Raw genomic sequence first — 18,098 nt, forward strand, 5'->3', positions numbered from 1 at the left:
GGACAGAACGAATCGTTTTGTCCAACGATATGAACACTGCGCATTATGCAGCGGTGCTATATGCGTATGCGGGCGTATGCGGGCGCGGCGGCCCGCGGGCGGCGCGCGGCTACGTGCGCGGCGGCAGGAACTGCGGCCGCAGGACGCCCCGCAGGCGCTCGTAGGGGATCAGCAGTTCCGGCTGCCCCCAGGCGTAGGGGGCGATCTCGTAGGGCTGGTACTTGACCAGCACGCCCAGGTCGGTCAGCCCCACGTTGTCGCTGGGCGCGAAGGGCCACATGCGGTCGAAATTGTCCCGGTTGTCGATGGCGTCGGCATGCTGGTCCAGCCAGCGGGCATGCTCGGCGCGCAGCGCCGCGTCGAAGGCCGGGCGGGCGCCCGGCGCCAGCAGGTTGTCGATCGTCAGGGCCTTTTCCGCCGCATTGTCCCAGTTCAGCAACTGCGATCCGGTCATGCCGTGGGCCATGCCGGTGCGGTACTGGGCCGCGTCCAGCTCGACCACGGTGAGGCGCTCGTTGCGGTAGCGCGTGCGCGCCGTCAGCTGGACCTCGTCGCGGGATTCGGCGGTCTTCCAGTAGTAGGCCTCGAAGCCGGCCAGGGTGTCGTAGGGCGCGGCGCTTTGCGCATCGACCCAGGTCATCGCGGCCAGGGCGTGGTCGACCAGCTCGGTAAGGCGGGGATGCCCCGGGAAGGCCAGGGAATCGACCGTCAGCTTCGGACATTCGCCCTGGCAGCCCGGCCGTTCGCGCGACCATTTCACCGGCTGCGTGAACAGGCCGTCCTGGCGCGTCTGCTGGTCCAGCCGGGCCGGCACCAGGCTGAGGTTGTCCCGCGGCCCGCCGGCGCAGCCGGCCAGCGCCAGGGCCAATGCCAGCGCCGCGATCGGCAGGGCGGGGCGCGGGGAAAGCGGCGGACGGGTGTCGGACGGCGGAAGCATCGGCAGCATCGGCATGGGCATCGTGGGCGGGGTGGCGCGCGGTGTGGAGGATCGGGGGCCGCACGGGTGATTCCGGACGGCCGGATCGGGGAGGATCGTGGATAATGGGGGCTTTCCACCCCGGGAATCCGCATGATCAGAATCTACCACAACCCGCGCTGCAGCACGTCGCGCAAGGCGCTGGAAACGCTCCAGGCCACGGGGCGCCCCGTCGAAGTGGTCGAATACCTGCACCACCTGCCGCCGCGCGACGCGCTGCGCGAGCTGATCCGGGCGGCGGGCCTGACGGTGCGCGAAGCCCTGCGCGCCAAGGAACCGGCCTACGAGTCCCTGGGGCTGGCGGATCCGGCACTGACGGACGAACAGCTGCTCGACGCCATCGAACGGCACCCCGTCCTGCTGAACCGGCCCTTCGTCGTCACGGACAAGGGCACGCGCCTGTGCCGGCCCTTCGACACGATCCAGGAAATCCTCTGACCCGCGTCTTCATCCTTTCCTGACGTCCGCTCATCATGACCCCGGCGGGCCGATGCCCGCCGACGCCCAGCGAGGGCCTCGCCGTGTTCGACTTCATGTATGACCTGCCCGAATGGGCGATGTTCGTCTCCTGCGTGCTGCTGGTGGGCGGCCTCTCGGCCGCGGCCCTGGCGCTGATGTATGCTCTGCGCCGCCTGTGGCCGCCCGGCTCGCACGGGCCCAACATGGTCAACACCATGCTCTCGGGCATCCTGCTGCCCACCGGGATGGTGATCACCTTCGTGGCGGCCGACATCTGGCAGCAGGACGCCAAGGGCCGCACGGCGGTGGAAAAGGAAGCCGTCGCCGTGGCCGATACGATGCGCGTCGTCAAGTTCCTGCCGGCCGATCTGCGCGAACAGGTCACGGGCGTGCTCGACGATTACATCCGCGAAGTCGTCGAGAACGAATGGCCGCTGATGGGCGAGGGCCGGGCCAGCCAGATCGCCGAGGATCAGCTGGAGACCCTGATGGTCATCTCGGTGCGGATCGAGGCCGGCACCGACGGGCTCGGCGTGCAACGCGCCGCCGAGGCATTGCGGCGCTATACGATGGCCATCGAAAAAGCGCGCAACCAGCGCCTGCTGGTCTCGCACAGCCGGGTGATGCCGACGAAATGGATCGCGGTGCTGGTGCTGCTGTTCGTCGCCGCCTGCGTGCTGAGCGAACTGCACATGACCCAGCGCAGGCCGCTGATCCTGTCCCTGACGCTGTTTTCCCTGGGCTTCGGCGCCACGCTCTACCTGATCGCCTCGTTCGACCGGCCCTTCACGGGCACCACCATCATCGAGCCGACCTCGCTGTCCGTGCTGCTGGTGCGAGGGTAGGGGCGCCCAGTCCCTGGATGAATGAAAACGCCCCGGGCCGCCGCATGCGCAGCGGGCCGGGGCGCGTCGGCGGGCATGCCTCAGGGCTGGACCGAGGGTACGCCGGCCGGGAAGCTGCGCGTGCGGTGCGTCACCGGCAGGCCGCGGCCCTTCAGCAGGATGTTCCAGTAGAACCAGGGCATGAAGCTGCGCTTGAGCCACCAGTAGAAGCGGCGCGGGATGCGCGGATCGAAGGGGAAGCTGGGCGTGATCGTGCCGCCGTAGGTGAATTCGGCCAGCAGGACCTTGCCGCGCGAGGTCGTCAGCGGGCAGGCGGCGTAGCCGTCGTAGCTTTCGACGTTGCCGGCGCCGCGCAGGACGCTCAGCAGGTTGAGCGTCAGCACCGGGGCCTGGCTCTTGATGGCGGCGGCCGTCTTGCTGTTGGGCGTGGACGTGCAGTCGCCCAGGCCGAACACGTTGGGGTAGCGCGTGTGGCGCAGCGTGTTCTTGTCCACCTCCAGCCAGCCGTTGGCGTCGGCCAGCGGGCTGCTGCGGATGAAATCGGGCGCGCTCTGCGGCGGCACGACGTGCAGCAGGTCGTAGTGGACTTCCTCGCGCACCTTCTCGCCGTCCACCACCGACTCGAAGACGGCGATCTTTTCCGCGCCGCGCACCTGGACCAGGTTCTGGCCGTAGTGCGGTTGGGCGCCGTAGGAGGCCATGACCTTGTCCAGCGCCTGGGCGTAGAAGGGCACGCCGAAGACCGTGGCGCCGGCCGAGCGGAACTGCAGGCTGTCGGCCTTCACGCCGCGGCGGCGGAAATGGTCGGCCGCCAGGTACAGGGCCTTCTGCGGGGCGCCCGGGCATTTCACCGCGCCGGCCGGCTGGGTGAAGATCGCCGTGCCGCCCTGGAACTGGCGCACCAGCTCCCAGGTGTAGGGCGCGAGGTCGTAGCGGTAGTTGCTGGTCACGCCGTTCTTGCCCAGGGCGTCGGCCAGGCCTTCGATGGCGTTCCAGTTGATCTGGATGCCGGCGGCCACCACCAGGTAGTCGTAGCCCACGCGGCTGCCGTCGGCCAGTTCCACCAGGCGCTCGTCGGGCAGCAGGGCGGTCACGCGCTGCGCGATGTGGCGCACGCCGTCGGGCAGGCAGTCGTGCAGGGAACGGCGGGTGTCCTCGGCCTTGTAGGCGCCGCCGCCCACCAGGGTCCAGGCGGGCTGGTAGTCGTGGTGGCTGGACGGATCGATGACGGCGATGTCCAGGCCGGGCTCCTGGCGCCGGAGCTGGGCGGCGACGGTGGTCCCGCCCGTACCGGCGCCGACGATCACCACGGTGTGTTTGCGGATGGATGCGTTGCTCATGAGGGCCTCGAATGGGTCGGATGGAGCCTGGGGCGGGGCGCCCGACGGCAAAATAGGCCCCCACGCAGCGCCTTCGGCTTGCGGCCCCCCGGAGGGAGCGCTTTCTGCCTTGGAGCGGCCCGGCGGCACGATGCGACCATTCTAGGAGCCGGCCCTCCGGGGGAGAACGACCGATGGGCTATGTCTTTATGACCGTCGCAGCAGGAAACCCGATGATGCTCATGGGTATTCGGCCGAGGACGGGGGATCGAGCCGGGATCGGGACCAGACCCGGGCAAAGCCGGGACGGGACAGGAGGCAGTTCGAGGGCGCGCGGGCGAACCGCGACGCGCGCCGCCGCGGGCGGCGGGCGGCGGGTGGCGGGCGTGAGGCAATGTGGAACACGGGCGAGCCTCCCGATGGAAAGGCCCGCCCGCGGCCGCGGCCCGCCGGCGCGCGCTCAGGCGTGCGGAGCGGGCAGGGCGGCGGGCCCGTCCGCCGACGGATCGAGCTTGAAGCCGGCCACCGCCTGGGCCAGGATCCGCGCCTGGTCGCGCAGGCTGTCGGCGGCGGCGGCCGATTCCTGGACCAGCGCGGCGTTCTGCTGCGTCATGCCGTCGAGCTGCTGCACGGCGATCTCGATCTGGCTGATGCCCAGGCTCTGCTCGCTGGTGGCGACCTTGATCTCGCTGATGATGTCCGTGACGCGCTGGACCTCGGACACGATCTTGTCCATGGCGGCGCCCGCCTGGCGGACCTGCTCGCCGCCATGCGCGACCTGGGACACGTTGGTGTCGATCAGGGCCTTGATCTCGCGCGCCGACTGGGCGCTGCGCTGGGCGAGCGAACGGACTTCGGAGGCCACCACGGCGAAGCCGGCGCCGTGCTCGCCCGCGCGGGCGGCCTCGACCGCGGCGTTGAGCGCCAGGATGTTGGTCTGGAAGGCGATGGAGTCGATCACGCCGATGATGTCGCCGATGCGGGACGCATTTTCGTTCATGCCCTGCATGGTCTCGACCACGCGGTGCATCAGTTCGCCGCCCTCGCGCGCGGCGGCGCGCGCGCTTTCGGCCAGCTGCACGGCGGCATTGCCCGAATCGGCGGTCTGCTTGACGGTGCTGGACAGCTCTTCCATGGAGCTGGAGGTTTCCTGCAGGCTGGCGGCGGCGCCTTCGGTGCGGCGCGCCAGGTCCGTGTTGCCGGCGGCGATCTCGTCCGAGGCCAGGTGCACGGAATCCGTGGTCTGGCGGATGCTGCGCAGCGTGCCGGCGATCTTGTCGACGAACTGGTTGAACGAGGCCCCGACCTGGGCCAGTTCGTCGTGGCCCGACTGGTCCAGGCGCCGGGTCAGGTCGCCCTCGCCGGAGGCGATGTTCTGCAGGGCGTCCTTCAGCATGCCCAGGCGGCGCAGCAGGGCGCGGGTGAGGAGCGCCAGGGCCAGCGCCGCCAGCGCGATCATGACGATGCCGGTGAGGATGGCCTGCAGGCGCATCTGGCGCACCCCCGCCAGGATGTCGCCCTGGTCCAGGGCGATCGCCAGCATCCAGTCGGTGCCCTGGATGCGGTGGGCGCTCAGCCAGTACCGGCCGGCGGCGTTTTCGGCTTCCGCGAGCTCGCCGGGCTGGTCCGCCAGGCGCTGGAGCCGGGGGATGTCGTAGCCGGCGAAGACCTCGGTCGCCGGCTTGAGCGACAGCTGCGCGTCGGGGTGGGCGATGATCTTGCCGTCGCCGGAAACCAGATAGGCGAAGCTGTGCTCGGTGGGGCGCAGCGCGCGCGTGCTGGCGACGATGTCGTCCAGGCCGATGTCGGCCGCGATGACGGCACGGGTCTTGCCGTTTTCCTGCACGGGCACCGACACGCTGACCACCAGGCCGTTGGTGGCCGCGTCCAGGTAGGGCGAGGTCAGGACCGGCTTGCCGGCCTGCGCCGCCAGCGTGTACCAGGGCCGGCTGGTGGGATCGTAGCCGTCCGGCAGCTTGAGCACCTGGCCGAACTTCATCTTCTTGTCCGCGGAGCCGATGTAGGTGGCCATGAAATGCCCGGAATGCAGCGCCTGCAGCAGGAAGGGCTCGGGCGCGTCCGTCAGCGCCACCGGCTGCACTGATGCCAGGATCGCGACCTTGCTGCGCGCCCAGCTTTCGATTTCGCGGGCATTGCTGTTGATCAGGCTTTCCGTCTGCGCCGAGACGAGGTCCCTGACGGCGGTCTGGGCGGAATACAGATTGGCGGCGGCGAGCAGGCCCATGGCGACGGCGACGGTGGCCGCGGAAGCCAGGACCAGCTTGGCCCGGATGGATAAGGAGCGGATGCCCATGGGATCGGAGTCCAAGTGAAAGAATCGATGCCGGCGTGCGGCCGGTCGGAAAAAAGAGCGCGGAAAGAGCGCGGAAAGGCGGCGCGTCTTTCCGGAAACATCCGGCGAAAGACCTTTTCGGCGTGTTTCGGTTACAGTTTAATGCTCAAGCGTTGCCTTGCGTCTTGGCTGAAACCCCGATTGCTTTCCGACTCGCGATCGTATGAAATCCTTACCTGACCAACACCAGCTCGAAACCCTGACGGTCCTCGTCGAAGGCCGCGTCCAGGGCGTCGGCTTCCGCGCCGCCACCGTCCGCCAGGCGCACCAGCTCAAGCTCGGCGGCTGGGTGCGCAATCTGCCCGACGGCCGGGTGGAAGCCCTGATCCAGGGCGAGCACGCCGCCATCGACCGCATGCTTTCCTGGCTGCTCCAGGGGCCGCCCGCGGCCCGGGTGACCGGCGTGACGCACACCGAAACCCCGACGGAACGCCACTACGATCGCTTCGAGCAGATCTGAGCCGGCGCGATCGGGCGCGACTGAACCAAACGGGTTTTTCACGCTCCAACCCATGCCCGCCGATGCCGGCGGACCCGACCTGCCAGGCTCATGTCCAGAGCCGGTTCATCTTCCGAATATCCCGAGGTACGCATGCAACGATTCTTCGCCTTCGGCCTGCTGGCCGCCGCCCTGGGGGCCTCCCTGTCCGTCCACGCCCAGGCGGGCGAGGCGGTCACCGTCTACCAGGATCCGAACTGCGGCTGCTGCCACGGCTGGGCCGAGCACATGCGCGCCGAAGGCTTCGACGTGCGCGAAGTGCCTTCGAGCGACATGGCGGCGATCAAGGCCCGCCTGGGCGTGCCGATGGAGCTGGCGTCCTGCCACACGGCGCGGCTGGAATCGAGCGGCCAGGTGGTCGAGGGCCACGTGCCGGCCTCGGCCGTGCGCAAGCTGCTGGCCTCGAAGGACACGCGCGGCGCCGCGGCGCCCGGCATGCCGCTGAATTCGCCCGGCATGGGACCCATGGACGGCAATCTGGTCACGCTGGACTTCGACGGCAGGCCGTTCTCGCGCGATTGAACGCGCCGCGCCCGCGCGCCGGCGGCCCAGGGCCGCCGGGCCAGGGCCTTGCCTCAGCGCGTGGCCGTTCCGGGTGCGGGATGCGTGCCGGCGGGCCCGGCTTCGCTGCGGTCCTCGTGCGGCCTTTCCACCACCAGTTCCACCCGGCGGTTGCGCGCGCGCCCGTCGGCCGAGCGGTTGTCGGCGATCGGCCGGGCATCCGCGTAGCCCACCGCCTTCAGGTGCCCCTTGGCGATGCCGTTGGCCTGCAGATAGCGCACCACGCTGCCGGCCCGGGCGCTGGACAGTTCCCAATTGGACGGATAGCGGGCGTTGCTGCGCACCGGCACCGAATCCGTATGGCCCTCGACCGTGATGTCGTAGCCGGCGTCCGACAGCACCTTGGCCATGCGCTGCAGCACCGACAGGCCGGCGCGGCTGAGATCCGCCTGGCCCGTGTCGAACAGGATCTCGCTGTTGATGCGGAAGCTGATGGAGCGCCGGTTGACGATCACTTCGACGTCATGGCCCAGTTCGCCCAGCGGCAGGGAGGCCGCCAGAGCGGCGCCTTCGGACGATTCCGCGGGCTCGGGCTCTTGCGCGGGCGCCGCGCGATCCCCGTTCTCGCGGGCGGGCGCCGGGGAGGGCGGAGCCGCCGGGGCGGCCTGCGGGCCGGATGGGGCCGGAGCCGCCGGGGCGGCCGGCGCCGAGGGCGCCGCAGCGGCGGCATCCGGTTCTCCGGTGCCGGTGCCGGCGGCCGGGGCTGCGGGCGCGGCATCCTGCGAAACCGGCGCGGGCGGCGCCGGCGGGCCGACGAAGTCGGCGTGCGGCCGGGGGCCCGGCGCGGAGCCGGGTTCGGCCCCGGGCTCCGAGGCGGGGGCCGGGGCGGCTGCGGAATCCGCCTGCGGGCCGGGCCGGACGGCGGGCGCTTCCACTGCGGGTGCGGGTGCCGGTGCGGCCGCCACGCCGGTGCCGGCGACTCCCGTGTCGATATCCGGGAAAGTCCCGAACAGGGGCGAGCGCTCGGGCTCGGCCGGGGGCGGCGGGGCGAACAGAAGTTCGGCGGCCGGCGCGGCCGGGTAGGGGAATGCCTCGTCCGGCGCGGGAATCGGCGCCAGCGCCACGGAAGCGGCCGGCGGCGAGGACGCGGCCGGCGAAGCTGCCTGGATGGTGGCGCCCGGCGCGGGGGCGCGCTTGCCGATGGAACCCGAAAACGCCAGCATCACGATCATGGCGACCAGCATCAGGGTCATCATGTCCAGGTAGGTGATGAACCAGAGCTCGTCCTGGGAGGCCTCGGCGGCCTGCGGCTCCAGGCTCCAGCGCGCGGACGGGTCCGAGCGCTTGCGGTTGCGCCGCAGCGCCTGCCGGGCTTCCCGCAATTCGGCCTCCAGGCCCCGCATGCGCTGGGCGATGGCCTCGGCCGGGCTCGGTTCGCCTGGCACGCGCCTCATGACGGCTCCGGCTCCTTGTTCCGAAGGGCGGCGGCCGGCTCCAGGTCGCGGATCTCATCGCGGATTTCCGCGATGAAGGCCTTCAGCGTTTCCCGCATCAGGGCCGGGCTGCGCTTCTGGCTCATCATGGCGATGCCCTGCATCAGGGTGTTCATGAGGATCAGGCGCTGTTCCGTGCGGCGCTCCAGCTTGACCGCCACGGGCTTGAACACCAGGTTGGCCAGCAGCACGCCGTAGAAGGTCGTCATCAGGGCCAGGGCCATCTGCCGGCCGATGGCGGTGATGTCGCCGTCGCCCAGCAGGAACAGCAGGTTGACCAGGCCCACCAGGGTGCCCAGCATGCCGAAGGCCGGCGCGAACCCCGCCATGACGCGGAACAGCTGGGCCTCGGCGTGCTCCTTGGCCTTCATCCGCGCGATGCGCCACTGCAGCAGGTCGAGGATGTCCTGTTCCGGCACGTTGTCGATCACGAACTGCACGCCGTTGCGCAGGAAGGGGCTGGACACCCGCTGCAGCGCCTGCTCGACGGCATGGATGTCGCTCTGCATCCAGATGCGGGCGATTTCGACCAGGTCTTCCAGGTCCTTGTCCACGTCCAGGCGTTCGCGGTGGACGACGCTGCGGATCAGCCCGAAGATGCGCATGACCTCGCGCAGGGGATAGGCGATGAAGGTGGCCGCCGCCGTCCCGATCAGCACGATGCCCAGGCCCGGCCAGTCGACGAACAGGCCCGGGTCCTCGGCGGACAGGAACAGGACGATGGCCAGCAGCAGGATGCTGGCGACGATGCCGATCAGGGTGGACGGATTCATGCCGGTGCGCGAATGAAAAAACAGGGCCATCTTACCTGAAGGCGGCGCCGCCGGACGGCGGGGAAGGGGAGGCGCACCGCTACAATGCGGCCATCCCCACCTGTGCGCCCGGAGCCCGCCCGGGCGCGCGCCACCGGAGTTTTCCCCCATCATGCATGCCAGGGTCCTGCGCTATCTCGACGAAGTGGTCCGCCGCGGATCGATCCGGAAGGCGGCGGAATACCTGCACATCGCGCCCACCGCGGTGAACCGGCAGATCCTGGAACTGGAAAGCGAGCTGGGCGCGCCGCTGTTCGACCGCATCCACAAGCGCCTGCGCCTGACGCCGCTGGGCGAGATGGTGCTGGCGCACGTGCGCCGGACGCTGCGCGAATACGACATCCTGCGCGAACGGATCGAGGAATTCAAGGGCGTGCGCCGCGGCCAGGTGTCCATCGCGGTCACGGCGGGCCTGGCCGATGCCCTGATGCCTTCCCTGGCGCATGCGTTCCGGCAGCGGTTCCCCGGCATCACCGTCCGGATCCTGGACCTGCCGATCACGGAGATCACCGCCGCCGTGGAGCGGGGCGACGCCGACCTGGGCCTGGGCTACGACCTGGCCGATGCGCCGTCCCTGCGCGTGCGGGCGGCGAGCGACTGGCGCATCGGCGTCGTCGTGCCGCCCGGGCATCCCCTGGCGGAACGCGCCTCGGTCCTGCTGAGCGAATGCGCGGGATATCCGCTGATCCTGCCGGCTGCGCCGCTGTCGATCCGCTCCCTCCTGGACGATGCGTTCGCCCGCAACACCATCGAAGTCGCGCCCGCGGCCGAATCGACGTCGATGGCCCTGATCCAGCGGCTGGTGATGCAGGGCGACGGCATCGCCTTGCTCAATCCCCTGGACGTGATGGAAGAGCGGGCGCGCCAGACCTTGATGTTCATCCCGCTGCGCGACCGGAACGTGCGACCGCAGCCCCTGGCGCTCATCGAGCGCGCCGGGCGCCAGCCCAACGCGGCGGCGGAGCTGATGGCGCAGAGCATCGAGTCGGCCCTGGCGCAGCTTTATCCGCAGATCGGCTGATCCGGGCCTGATGTCCACTTTTTGTGGACAGATATCGCTAAATTCTGATCTTGGATCAAGTCATCGAAGTACCCTAGACTGGCGTCCATCCCGACTTCCGCAGCGAGACCCGCCATGCCGTTCCTGATTGCCCTTCACGCCGACGTCCTGGTCACCATGGACGCGCAGCGGCGCGAAATCCCCGATGGCGCCCTGGTGGCCGAAGGGCCGGCCGTGAAATGGGTGGGCCCCACGAACGAATTGCCGGAATCCTACCGGCAGGCGCTCGACAGCGGCGCCGCGCAGCGCCTCGACATGCGCGGCCACGTGGTCGTGCCGGGCCTGGTCAATACCCATCACCACATGTACCAGTCCCTGACGCGCGCCGTGCCGGCCGCGCAGGACGCCGAGCTGTTCTCCTGGCTGGGCAATCTGTACATGCTCTGGTCGCACCTGACGCCGGAAATGATCCGCGTGTCCACCCGCACCGCGATGGCCGAACTGATGCTGTCGGGCTGCACGACCACCAGCGATCACCTGTACCTGTATCCCAACGGCGCGACGCTGGATGATTCCATCGCCGCCGCACAGGAAATGGGCATGCGCTTCCACGCCGCGCGCGGTTCGATGAGCGTGGGCCGCAGCAAGGGCGGCCTGCCGCCGGACGCGGTGGTCGAGGAAGAGGCGGCCATCCTGCGCGACAGCCAGCGGCTCATCGAAAAATATCACGACGATCGCCGCCATTCGATGCTGCGCATCGCGCTGGCGCCGTGCTCGCCGTTCTCGGTCTCGCGCGAGCTGATGCGCGAATCGGCGCGGATGGCGCGGCACTACGGCGTGTCGCTGCACACGCACCTGGCCGAAAACGAGAACGACGTCGCCTATTCGCGGGAACAATTCGGGCTCACCCCGGCGCAGTACGCCGAGGAACTCGGCTGGGTGGGGCACGACGTGTGGCACGCCCACTGCGTCAAGCTCGATCCCGAAGGAATCGCGCTGTTCGCGCGCACCGGCACCGGCGTCGCCCATTGCCCGTGCTCGAACATGCGCCTGGCCTCGGGCATCGCGCCGGTGCGGGCGATGCGCGACGCGGGCGTGCCGGTCGGCCTGGGCGTGGACGGCAGCGCGTCGAACGACGGCGCCCATCTGCTGGGCGAGGCGCGCCAGGCCATGCTGCTGCAGCGGGTCGGCCACGGGCCGGCCGCGATGAGCGCGCGCGAAGCGCTGGAAATCGCCACGCTGGGCGGGGCGCGCGTGCTGAACCGCGACGACATCGGCGCGCTGGCGCCCGGCATGTCCGCCGACTTCGTGGCCTTCGACATGACGGCCGCCGGCTATGCCGGCGCCGGCCACGACCCGGTGGCCGCGCTGGTCTTCTGCACGCCGGGCCACGTCGCCACCAGCGTCATCGACGGGCGCGTGGTGGTGCGCGACGGCCATCTGCTGACCGCCGACCTGCCCAACGTGCTGGCCCGGCACCGGCAGCTCGCGCACGATCTCTTCCTGCGCGCGAGCGGCGGCTGAACCGCCATATCCCGCGCCGCATTCCGCACCGGGCATGCCGCCGGCCCGAACCCGATCAGGCCGGCTCGACGGTTTCGCCCGAAAGACTTGCCCGAAAGACTTGCTCGAAAGACTTGCTCGAAAGACTTGCTCCACAGCTCCGGCCGTCAGGATCCGGACGGCGCTGTCCCATCCTAGTAATTCGCATAATGTATATTATGTAAAGTCAACGATTACGCTTCCTGGCCTTGGGGTCTTCCTGGACGTCTATTCAAGTAAAACTATGGGTATTTTTCAACTAAATTTTAATAGGGAGAGCTGCCTCCTCCCTTGTGCCGTTCCCTGGGCGTTGAGCACTAGTGTGGTGTTTTATTAATACGATTATTTATACCCAGCTGTGGCCGCTCTTGCACGCGCGACTTTCGCGAGGATGGCCTCGGCGCTCTTGGTCCAACGAAATGGCTTGGCGCTATAGGCATTATGGGTATCGATAAACTGGCGGATGGCCTCGCGCAACTCCTGCACGCTGCCAAAGGCGCCTCGATACAAGGCTCGGCGCTCAAGGCTTGCGAACCATCGCTCGACGGCGTTCAGCCACGAGGCACTCGTGGGCGTGAAGTGCAACTTCACGCGGGGGTGCTTGGCCAGCCAGGCTTTGACTTCCGCCGTTTTATGCGTGGAACTATTGTCGAGGATGACGTGCAAGTCCAGGGCGGGGTCTGTCGCCTTGTCGATCTGGCGCATGAAGTCGAGGAACTCCTTTGCGCGGTGGCGTGCCGTGATACGCCCCATGACGTTGCCCGTGAGAATGTCGAACGCCGCATAGAGACTCGCTGTGCCGTGGCGCTTGTAGTCATGCGTGCGCCGCTCGACCTGCCCCGGGCGCAACGGCAGCATGGGCTGCGTGCGATCGAGCGCCTGAATCTGCGTCTTCTCATCGACCGAGAGCACGACGGCGTTCTCGGGCGGGGCCATGTACAGGCCCACCACGTCGACGACCTTCTCGGCGAAGTGCGGGTCATTGCTGATCTTGAAGGTCTGCAGCCGATGCGGCTTCAGATCCGCCGCCTGCCAGACCTGACGTACCTGGTAGACGGAGGCCCCGGTGTGCTTAGCCATCAGCCGCAAGCTCCAATGCGTGGCCTCGGCCGGGACGCGCTGTGTGGTGAGCGTGAGGATCTCGTGCACCTTCTGTTCACTGAGCTTGCGGGGCTGCCCGGGACGCGGGAGATCCCTCAACCCCTCAAGCCCCTGTTCCTCGTACCGATTGCGCCACTTGAACACCACAGGTGCCGACAATCCCAGGCGTTCACTCACCTTGGCAGGCGGCATCGCGGCGTCCAGCTCCAGCAGAATTCTGGCGCGCTGGGCCAGCCGTTGGTCAAGCGTGGTCTTACGCAACCATGCTCGCAGCTCGGTGCGATCCGAGTCAGACAAGTGAAATTCTGCCGCCGGCTTGCTCATGGTGGACACTCATCGAAAGAAGCGTCCACCATTTTATTTCAAACTATTGAATAAATAAACAAATTAGTCGTCCCTGATTTATTCATTTCTGCGTAGGATGACCCGCCGAGCGCACCTACGCCCTCAAGGCCAGCGTCTGCAATCCGCCCAGCCGGCGGTTTGATCCATATCTGAGTCCTCCGTCTGCTCTTGCCAGCCGGAACAGCCTGGAAGCACCACGTTTTTGCAGGCGCAAAAAAATCTGCCATAGGAAGGACACGCCCTTGCGGGCGATCATGCGCAGCAGCCATTTGATGTTGTAGCCCGCCGCACACAGCACGGCGTGCAGTTTGTCCCCGGTTTCCCCCTTCAGGTGACAGCGGCCCATACGATGATCTGCTTTCAGGTGTCCGATGATCGGCTCGATGGCGCTGCGTCGCTTGAGTTGACGCCGTTCCTGCGGCGTCAGCCGCCGGGGCTTGCCCCGATGCACAATGCGCAGTGCCGGGTTGTCTGCATCCACGCCCCGGTACCCCAAGTCTACAAACACCGTGCTCGGCGTGGGCGCACGATCCTGCATCAGGATGCCGGCCTGCTCCATCTGCTCATGCAACGTATGCCCGTCATAAGGATTGCGGTGAAACGCCCGAGCACCCACGATCAGATTACCCTTGAAAGTGCTGGCAATGCCCACCTTCACCCCGAACTCATAAGGCCGACGCGCTTTACCCTTGCTGATGCAATCGACTTCCGGCGCATGCCAGGCGTACAACTTGCGCTGACCCGCCTGGGCCTTGCGCTGTGCGCTCTGGGCCACAAGGTCAAGGGCCTTGCGCACGACCTCCTGCAGGGCGGCTTGCACGGCCTGGGCGAGAGTACCGGCCTTGCGTTCGATCTCACGAGCCAATCGGCCCACAATCGTTCTCTGACGGCGGATCACCCGGCGCATGCGCTTGAACTGACGGGCGTGGGCGTAGCGCCCGGCCTGAAGGCTGAGCGCCGGCCCTTCCTTGGCAAAAGTCTGCTTCAACGACAGACCGGCACCCTGGGCCGCCTCGACCAGTTTGGTGCGTGCCACCTCCAACAACCGGCTATCCGTGGGATGGGCAATGGCCTTCTCTTGGACGGTCGAATCCACAATCACCCGGCCCAGTTCCTGCGGCTCGATCAGCTTCAGATCCACCGCCACGTTGATCGTCTGGGCCAGCAATTCCTCCACGCCGTCCTCGCCCAACAGCTTGCGGAACTTCACCAGGGTGGTGGCATCGCAAGGCGCACGATCCTCGTAGTACGCCTGACCACTGAAGAACTGCCAGCGCGGCGTATCGGCCCAGCGGGCCACGACGCCTTCATCGGACTCGTTGAAAGCGTGCTTCAGATACAGCAGCGAGATCATCACGCGCAGCGCAACGCGAGGGCGTCCGGCCTTGCTCGCCGAACTCTTGCGCGGCGGCTTCTCGCCAAACAGGTCCAGGTCAGGCATGGCTTGATCCGCATGCGCCTTGCGCACGAACCGATGCGCCACGCCGGCCTCGATCTCCTGCCACGGCATGCGTGAGGCCAGCACCGCCAGCGGATGGCGCAGATCGATCATCTGGTCGATGCGGGAACGGAAGAAATCGTCGGTGGCGGGGCAGGCAAACATGAGGATGAAACTCCCAGAAAATAGCCTCTATTGGATCGCAAACTGGGAGTTCTGGCCATCGGAAATCACCCGGAAAACCAGTGTTCATGCGGGTTTGGTAATTGTTCAGGGACGACAAATTAATGAAACACAACACTAGAGAGTTGGCTTTACTGAGGTACCCCGCTTTGATAAGGGAGGTACGACTTTTCTGTCCCCTTTGTGCACGGAACGACGTGTCCGGCGCGCCTTTCCCTGCATCAGCAGTTCCATCTGACGGTCTTTGGTCTGTAGCTGATGACGCAACGTGTTGATCTGCACTGTCAGCTGTGTGGACGCGCTTTCCCATCTGGTCTCAGCTGCACGCGCAGCTTGGGCGCCCGCCTCCAACTGTGCTTTCAGCGCTTGTATTTCGGTTTCGGCTTTCATGGCACGCTGGATCTGTCCGCTGGACGCTGTGAGGGCTTGGTCAAGTTCGTGTCGATGCTGGGTAGCGGTGGCGCCAGCTGCTTTCCGCAGCTGCACCAACTCCTCTTGCGCCCTTTTCAGCGCTTGGCGATGCTCGTCGATTTCTCCCAGCCAGCGCCGCTCGTGAGCGGTGTGCCGCGCCTCGGCGGCCATCAATGATTCCTGGTTGGTGGTGTGCGCCGCTTGTAATGCCTGCTGTAGCGCCGTTACCTGATCCCGCGACTCGGCCAGTTGGCTGTGGGCCTCCTTGAGCTCATGGGCGCTTTCGCGCATCTGCCGCTCAGTAGCCTGCAAGCGGGTTTCTGCAGCGGCGGCTTGGTCCTGGGCAGATTTGGTGGCAGCCTCCAAGTCAGATTCCCGAACGCGCAGCCGGTCTCTTTCCTGCTCATGTGACGCGCGATCTACTTCGAGCGCTGCCTGAGCATTGGCAAGTTCTTCACGCTCCGAGGCGGTCTCAGCCGTACATTCGCCCCGTGCCGTCACCAATGCTGCCTCCCATACTTGAGACACAGCATGCGTAACGGCTTGCGGGATATCGCTCGCCCCACCCTGCCCGGCCAGCAAACGCTCGCCCAAGCCTCGAAACCAGTTCTTCAGATGGGGGCCCACGGTGTTGGGCGAACCACGCCCCAGGTGCAGGCGCACTTTCTCAATGGTCGGTTGCTCGCCAGCATGCAGCAAGGCATCAGCCGCAGCCCATACATCCGCTTCTTTTACGCCGGTTGCCATAGTTCTATCCTCTTGCGCATTCTGTGCTTGCCGCGGTCGTGGGTTTCCAATAGATTAGGTCGGATAATTAAAAGTTATCCGAGCTTATTCATAATTTCTGTAATATAAAATACAACATACATATTTTACAATACAGTCTATAAACCCACTAGAGAAATTCCTGATGAAGACGCCGCAGACTGGTATTTCCGGCATCGTTGCGCAGCAGCGCACGGAAGCGACTGAACTGGACGAAGTATTCACGGGTAGTGCAGCAATCCACGCGTTGCTGCGCGAAGGCAGTGCCGCAAATACCCTCGCCTCTTATCGATCCGCCATCCAGTATTGGGCGGCCTGGCATCAGTTGCGCCTGGGCACGCCGCTTGCGCTGCCCATCCCGGTCAAGACGGTGCTGCAGTTCATCGCGGATCATGTGGAGCATGCAAGTGATGCGGGCCTAGCCCATGATTTGCCGGCGTCGATCGACGCCGCCCTGGTGGCGATCCGCGCCAAGCGGTGGCCTGGCCCTTTCAAACTGACCACAGTGCGCCACAGACTCGCCGTGCTTTCGGAAGCACATGAAGCGAAAAATCTGCCAAACCCCTGCCGCAGTCGTGCCGTACAGCTCGTCATGGAACGCACCCGTAGCGCCTACGCCAAACGCGGTGAGGGTCCGGCGCGTAAAGACGCACTGACCAAGGAGCCGCTAGAGCAGCTGCTCGCGACCTGCGATGATTCCCTTATCGGCCTACGAGACCGCGCCCTACTCCTTTTTGCCTGGGCAAGCGGCGGGCGCAGACGCTCCGAGGTCGTACGCGCCACCCTGGAAAATACCCATCGGGTGCCCGAGGGCTTCCTCTTTACGATGGGCGCATCGAAGACCAATCAGCAAGGCATCGCCCGAGCGGATCAGAATAAGCCTGTAGTTGGCCGCGCAGCGCTCGCGCTCGAGGCGTGGCTCGCGGCCTCACAGATCGAGTCAGGGCCAATCTTCAGGCGCGTGCGTCGTGGTGGCGTCATCGGCACGGCGCTAAGCTCAGAAGCTGTCCGCAGAATCGTGCAGGCACGGGCCACGAAAGCTGGCATAGAGGGCGACTATGCCGCACACAGCTTAAGATCGGGTTTTGTCACTGAGGCTGGGCGCCAGGGACTGCCGCTGGGTGACATCATGGGCATGACGGGTCACGCGAGTGTGGCAAGTGTCATCGGCTATCACCGTGCGGGGGCTGCGCTTTCTTCAAAAGCCGCACGCCTGCTAGATTGAGGCATAGTAGCGTGGCGCCCAGCAGCTACGCGGCACCCGAGGGGCGCCTGAAATAGTGCGCTCATGCCGATGCTGGTGATGAATGTCCGGGTAATGCGGATGGCGATGGCAGTCCCCATAAAGGGAGCCGTAGAGAAATACGCCCCTGCCCGATCCGATCTGAGTGCCTTTCAGCACGTGCACTGACCGAGTCGCTTGACCTTTACACGGAGGCAATGTTTACCATATAAGCACTCGACCCTGATATCTGATGTAGGTTCACAAGCATCGCATATAGCATTCCAATGGAATTGAAGCGGCTCGTAACCCAACAGCGTCATCGCCGTTGCTGCTGCTCGGTCACTTCCCTTTGCATGCGCAGGACGTCCGACGCCCAAGTGCTCTTGATATAGGCGAGCACCGCAACGATCTGCTCATCACTCAGGGTGTTACCAAACGCTGGCATGTCACTCTGATAGCCCGGCGGCGCCGTGCGGCCCGGTACTAGGCCGTTTTTCACCAGGTCGAAGAGTACCGCGTCGGGATGATGCCAGGTATGGCCCGTACGGTCATGCGGCGGCGCGGGCAGTCTGCCGTTCGCCAGGCGCTCGCGCCAGTTGGGCTGGCCCTGCAGCTTTGCGCCGTGGCAGGCTGCACAGGTGTTTGCGTAAATCGCCTTGCCCTGCACGACCAGATCCTGATTTACAGGGTCAATGAAAGTTGCGCTGGATGGGCGACTCGTCCAGTACAGCAAGACAGCTCCAGCAACCGCTACAGCCCCCACCGCCGTAACGGCCCATTTTTTATGGATTCGAAGAAACATCATAGCTGGATCTGAGGCAGGCCCCGTTC

General features: G+C 66.6%; 16 protein-coding genes. 7 read left to right on the forward strand and 9 right to left on the reverse strand.

Going from position 1 to position 18,098, the window contains the following annotated elements; genetic code table 11:
* Nucleotides 1–109: 109 nt before the first annotated feature.
* Entirely contained in the window at nucleotides 110–946 is an 837-nt protein-coding gene (locus BN940_RS09700) for an RsiV family protein (RefSeq protein WP_242404165.1), read from the reverse strand.
* A 123-nt stretch (nucleotides 947–1,069) separates the two neighbouring features.
* On the opposite strand from BN940_RS09700, the gene arsC reads away from it, so the two are divergent.
* Nucleotides 1,070–1,414, forward strand: coding sequence for an arsenate reductase (glutaredoxin) (gene arsC, locus BN940_RS09705; RefSeq protein WP_043682554.1), 345 nt, complete (start codon nucleotides 1,070–1,072; stop codon nucleotides 1,412–1,414).
* An 83-nt stretch (nucleotides 1,415–1,497) separates the two neighbouring features.
* A complete protein-coding gene (locus BN940_RS09710) occupies nucleotides 1,498–2,280 on the forward strand; it encodes a bestrophin-like domain (RefSeq protein ID WP_158386267.1) in 783 nt (260 codons plus the stop codon).
* Nucleotides 2,281–2,360: 80 nt separating this feature from the next.
* Here BN940_RS09710 and BN940_RS09715 read toward each other — a convergent pair whose 3' ends face one another.
* Nucleotides 2,361–3,620, reverse strand: a complete 1,260-nt coding sequence (locus BN940_RS09715; RefSeq protein ID WP_043682560.1) for an NAD(P)/FAD-dependent oxidoreductase — start codon at nucleotides 3,618–3,620, stop codon at nucleotides 2,361–2,363.
* A 439-nt stretch (nucleotides 3,621–4,059) separates the two neighbouring features.
* Nucleotides 4,060–5,928: a methyl-accepting chemotaxis protein gene (locus tag BN940_RS09720; protein WP_148304937.1), complete on the reverse strand. Its 1,869-nt coding sequence runs from the start codon at nucleotides 5,926–5,928 to the stop codon at nucleotides 4,060–4,062.
* Between the two features lie 187 nt (nucleotides 5,929–6,115).
* On the opposite strand from BN940_RS09720, the gene BN940_RS09725 reads away from it, so the two are divergent.
* Together BN940_RS09725 and BN940_RS09730 are read left to right on the forward strand one after the other, a co-directional pair.
* The gene (locus BN940_RS09725) at nucleotides 6,116–6,412 is read left to right on the forward strand and encodes an acylphosphatase (RefSeq protein ID WP_043682566.1); all 297 of its coding nucleotides are present in this window, start codon (nucleotides 6,116–6,118) and stop codon (nucleotides 6,410–6,412) included.
* 132 nt (nucleotides 6,413–6,544) lie between these two features.
* The gene (locus tag BN940_RS09730) at nucleotides 6,545–6,973 is read left to right on the forward strand and encodes a DUF411 domain-containing protein (protein WP_043682569.1); all 429 of its coding nucleotides are present in this window, start codon (nucleotides 6,545–6,547) and stop codon (nucleotides 6,971–6,973) included.
* A gap of 53 nt (nucleotides 6,974–7,026) precedes the next feature.
* On the opposite strand, the gene BN940_RS17940 is transcribed toward BN940_RS09730, so the two are convergent.
* Together BN940_RS17940 and BN940_RS09750 are read right to left on the reverse strand one after the other, a co-directional pair.
* The gene (locus BN940_RS17940) at nucleotides 7,027–8,406 is read right to left on the reverse strand and encodes an OmpA family protein (protein ID WP_052355762.1); all 1,380 of its coding nucleotides are present in this window, start codon (nucleotides 8,404–8,406) and stop codon (nucleotides 7,027–7,029) included.
* Nucleotides 8,403–9,218, reverse strand: coding sequence for a motility protein A (locus tag BN940_RS09750; protein WP_043686722.1), 816 nt, complete (start codon nucleotides 9,216–9,218; stop codon nucleotides 8,403–8,405). Before BN940_RS09750 ends, BN940_RS17940 begins: the two co-directional genes overlap by 4 nt.
* A gap of 151 nt (nucleotides 9,219–9,369) precedes the next feature.
* On the opposite strand from BN940_RS09750, the gene BN940_RS09755 reads away from it, so the two are divergent.
* Nucleotides 9,370–10,278, forward strand: coding sequence for a LysR family transcriptional regulator (locus tag BN940_RS09755; RefSeq protein ID WP_043682571.1), 909 nt, complete (start codon nucleotides 9,370–9,372; stop codon nucleotides 10,276–10,278).
* A gap of 114 nt (nucleotides 10,279–10,392) precedes the next feature.
* On the forward strand, nucleotides 10,393–11,781 hold the full coding sequence (locus tag BN940_RS09760; RefSeq protein WP_043682573.1) for an 8-oxoguanine deaminase: 1,389 nt from the start codon (nucleotides 10,393–10,395) through the stop codon (nucleotides 11,779–11,781).
* A 360-nt stretch (nucleotides 11,782–12,141) separates the two neighbouring features.
* Here the strand turns inward: BN940_RS09760 and BN940_RS09765 are convergent, their stop codons facing one another.
* The 3 genes from BN940_RS09765 to BN940_RS18535 form a co-directional block, all read right to left on the reverse strand.
* Complete coding sequence (locus BN940_RS09765) at nucleotides 12,142–13,224, reverse strand: IS630 family transposase (protein ID WP_043681547.1); 1,083 nt, start codon at nucleotides 13,222–13,224, stop codon at nucleotides 12,142–12,144.
* Nucleotides 13,225–13,339: 115 nt separating this feature from the next.
* The gene (locus BN940_RS09770) at nucleotides 13,340–14,848 is read right to left on the reverse strand and encodes an IS5 family transposase (protein WP_242404166.1); all 1,509 of its coding nucleotides are present in this window, start codon (nucleotides 14,846–14,848) and stop codon (nucleotides 13,340–13,342) included.
* 135 nt (nucleotides 14,849–14,983) lie between these two features.
* Entirely contained in the window at nucleotides 14,984–16,024 is a 1,041-nt protein-coding gene (locus BN940_RS18535) for a DNA-binding protein (RefSeq protein WP_084330622.1), read from the reverse strand.
* Between the two features lie 163 nt (nucleotides 16,025–16,187).
* Between BN940_RS18535 and BN940_RS18540 the strand changes: the two genes are divergently transcribed.
* A complete protein-coding gene (locus BN940_RS18540) occupies nucleotides 16,188–17,267 on the forward strand; it encodes a tyrosine-type recombinase/integrase (protein WP_173424582.1) in 1,080 nt (359 codons plus the stop codon).
* Nucleotides 17,268–17,583: 316 nt separating this feature from the next.
* Here BN940_RS18540 and BN940_RS09780 read toward each other — a convergent pair whose 3' ends face one another.
* A complete protein-coding gene (locus tag BN940_RS09780; protein ID WP_420864828.1) occupies nucleotides 17,584–18,072 on the reverse strand; it encodes a c-type cytochrome in 489 nt (162 codons plus the stop codon).
* Between the last annotated feature and the right edge of the window lie 26 nt (nucleotides 18,073–18,098).

The sequence above is a fragment of the Castellaniella defragrans 65Phen genome, from assembly GCF_000612685.1.
GTDB classification, from domain to species: Bacteria; Pseudomonadota; Gammaproteobacteria; order Burkholderiales; family Burkholderiaceae_B; genus Castellaniella; species Castellaniella defragrans.

Bases quoted from the DNA above. Each gene is read 5' to 3' on its own strand.
- BN940_RS09700 (WP_242404165.1), bottom strand. From the start codon at position 946: ATGCTGCCGATGCTTCCGCCGTCCGACACCCGTCCGCCGCTTTCCCCG.
- arsC (WP_043682554.1), top strand. From the start codon at position 1,070: ATGATCAGAATCTACCACAACCCGCGCTGCAGCACGTCGCGCAAGGCG.
- BN940_RS09715 (WP_043682560.1), bottom strand. From the start codon at position 3,620: ATGAGCAACGCATCCATCCGCAAACACACCGTGGTGATCGTCGGCGCC.
- BN940_RS09725 (WP_043682566.1), top strand. From the start codon at position 6,116: ATGAAATCCTTACCTGACCAACACCAGCTCGAAACCCTGACGGTCCTC.
- BN940_RS09730 (WP_043682569.1), top strand. From the start codon at position 6,545: ATGCAACGATTCTTCGCCTTCGGCCTGCTGGCCGCCGCCCTGGGGGCC.
- BN940_RS17940 (WP_052355762.1), bottom strand. From the start codon at position 8,406: ATGAGGCGCGTGCCAGGCGAACCGAGCCCGGCCGAGGCCATCGCCCAG.
- BN940_RS09750 (WP_043686722.1), bottom strand. From the start codon at position 9,218: ATGAATCCGTCCACCCTGATCGGCATCGTCGCCAGCATCCTGCTGCTG.
- BN940_RS09755 (WP_043682571.1), top strand. From the start codon at position 9,370: ATGCATGCCAGGGTCCTGCGCTATCTCGACGAAGTGGTCCGCCGCGGA.
- BN940_RS09760 (WP_043682573.1), top strand. From the start codon at position 10,393: ATGCCGTTCCTGATTGCCCTTCACGCCGACGTCCTGGTCACCATGGAC.
- BN940_RS09765 (WP_043681547.1), bottom strand. From the start codon at position 13,224: ATGAGCAAGCCGGCGGCAGAATTTCACTTGTCTGACTCGGATCGCACC.
- BN940_RS09770 (WP_242404166.1), bottom strand. From the start codon at position 14,848: ATGTTTGCCTGCCCCGCCACCGACGATTTCTTCCGTTCCCGCATCGAC.
- BN940_RS18535 (WP_084330622.1), bottom strand. From the start codon at position 16,024: ATGGCAACCGGCGTAAAAGAAGCGGATGTATGGGCTGCGGCTGATGCC.
- BN940_RS18540 (WP_173424582.1), top strand. From the start codon at position 16,188: ATGAAGACGCCGCAGACTGGTATTTCCGGCATCGTTGCGCAGCAGCGC.
- BN940_RS09780 (WP_420864828.1), bottom strand. From the start codon at position 18,072: ATGATGTTTCTTCGAATCCATAAAAAATGGGCCGTTACGGCGGTGGGG.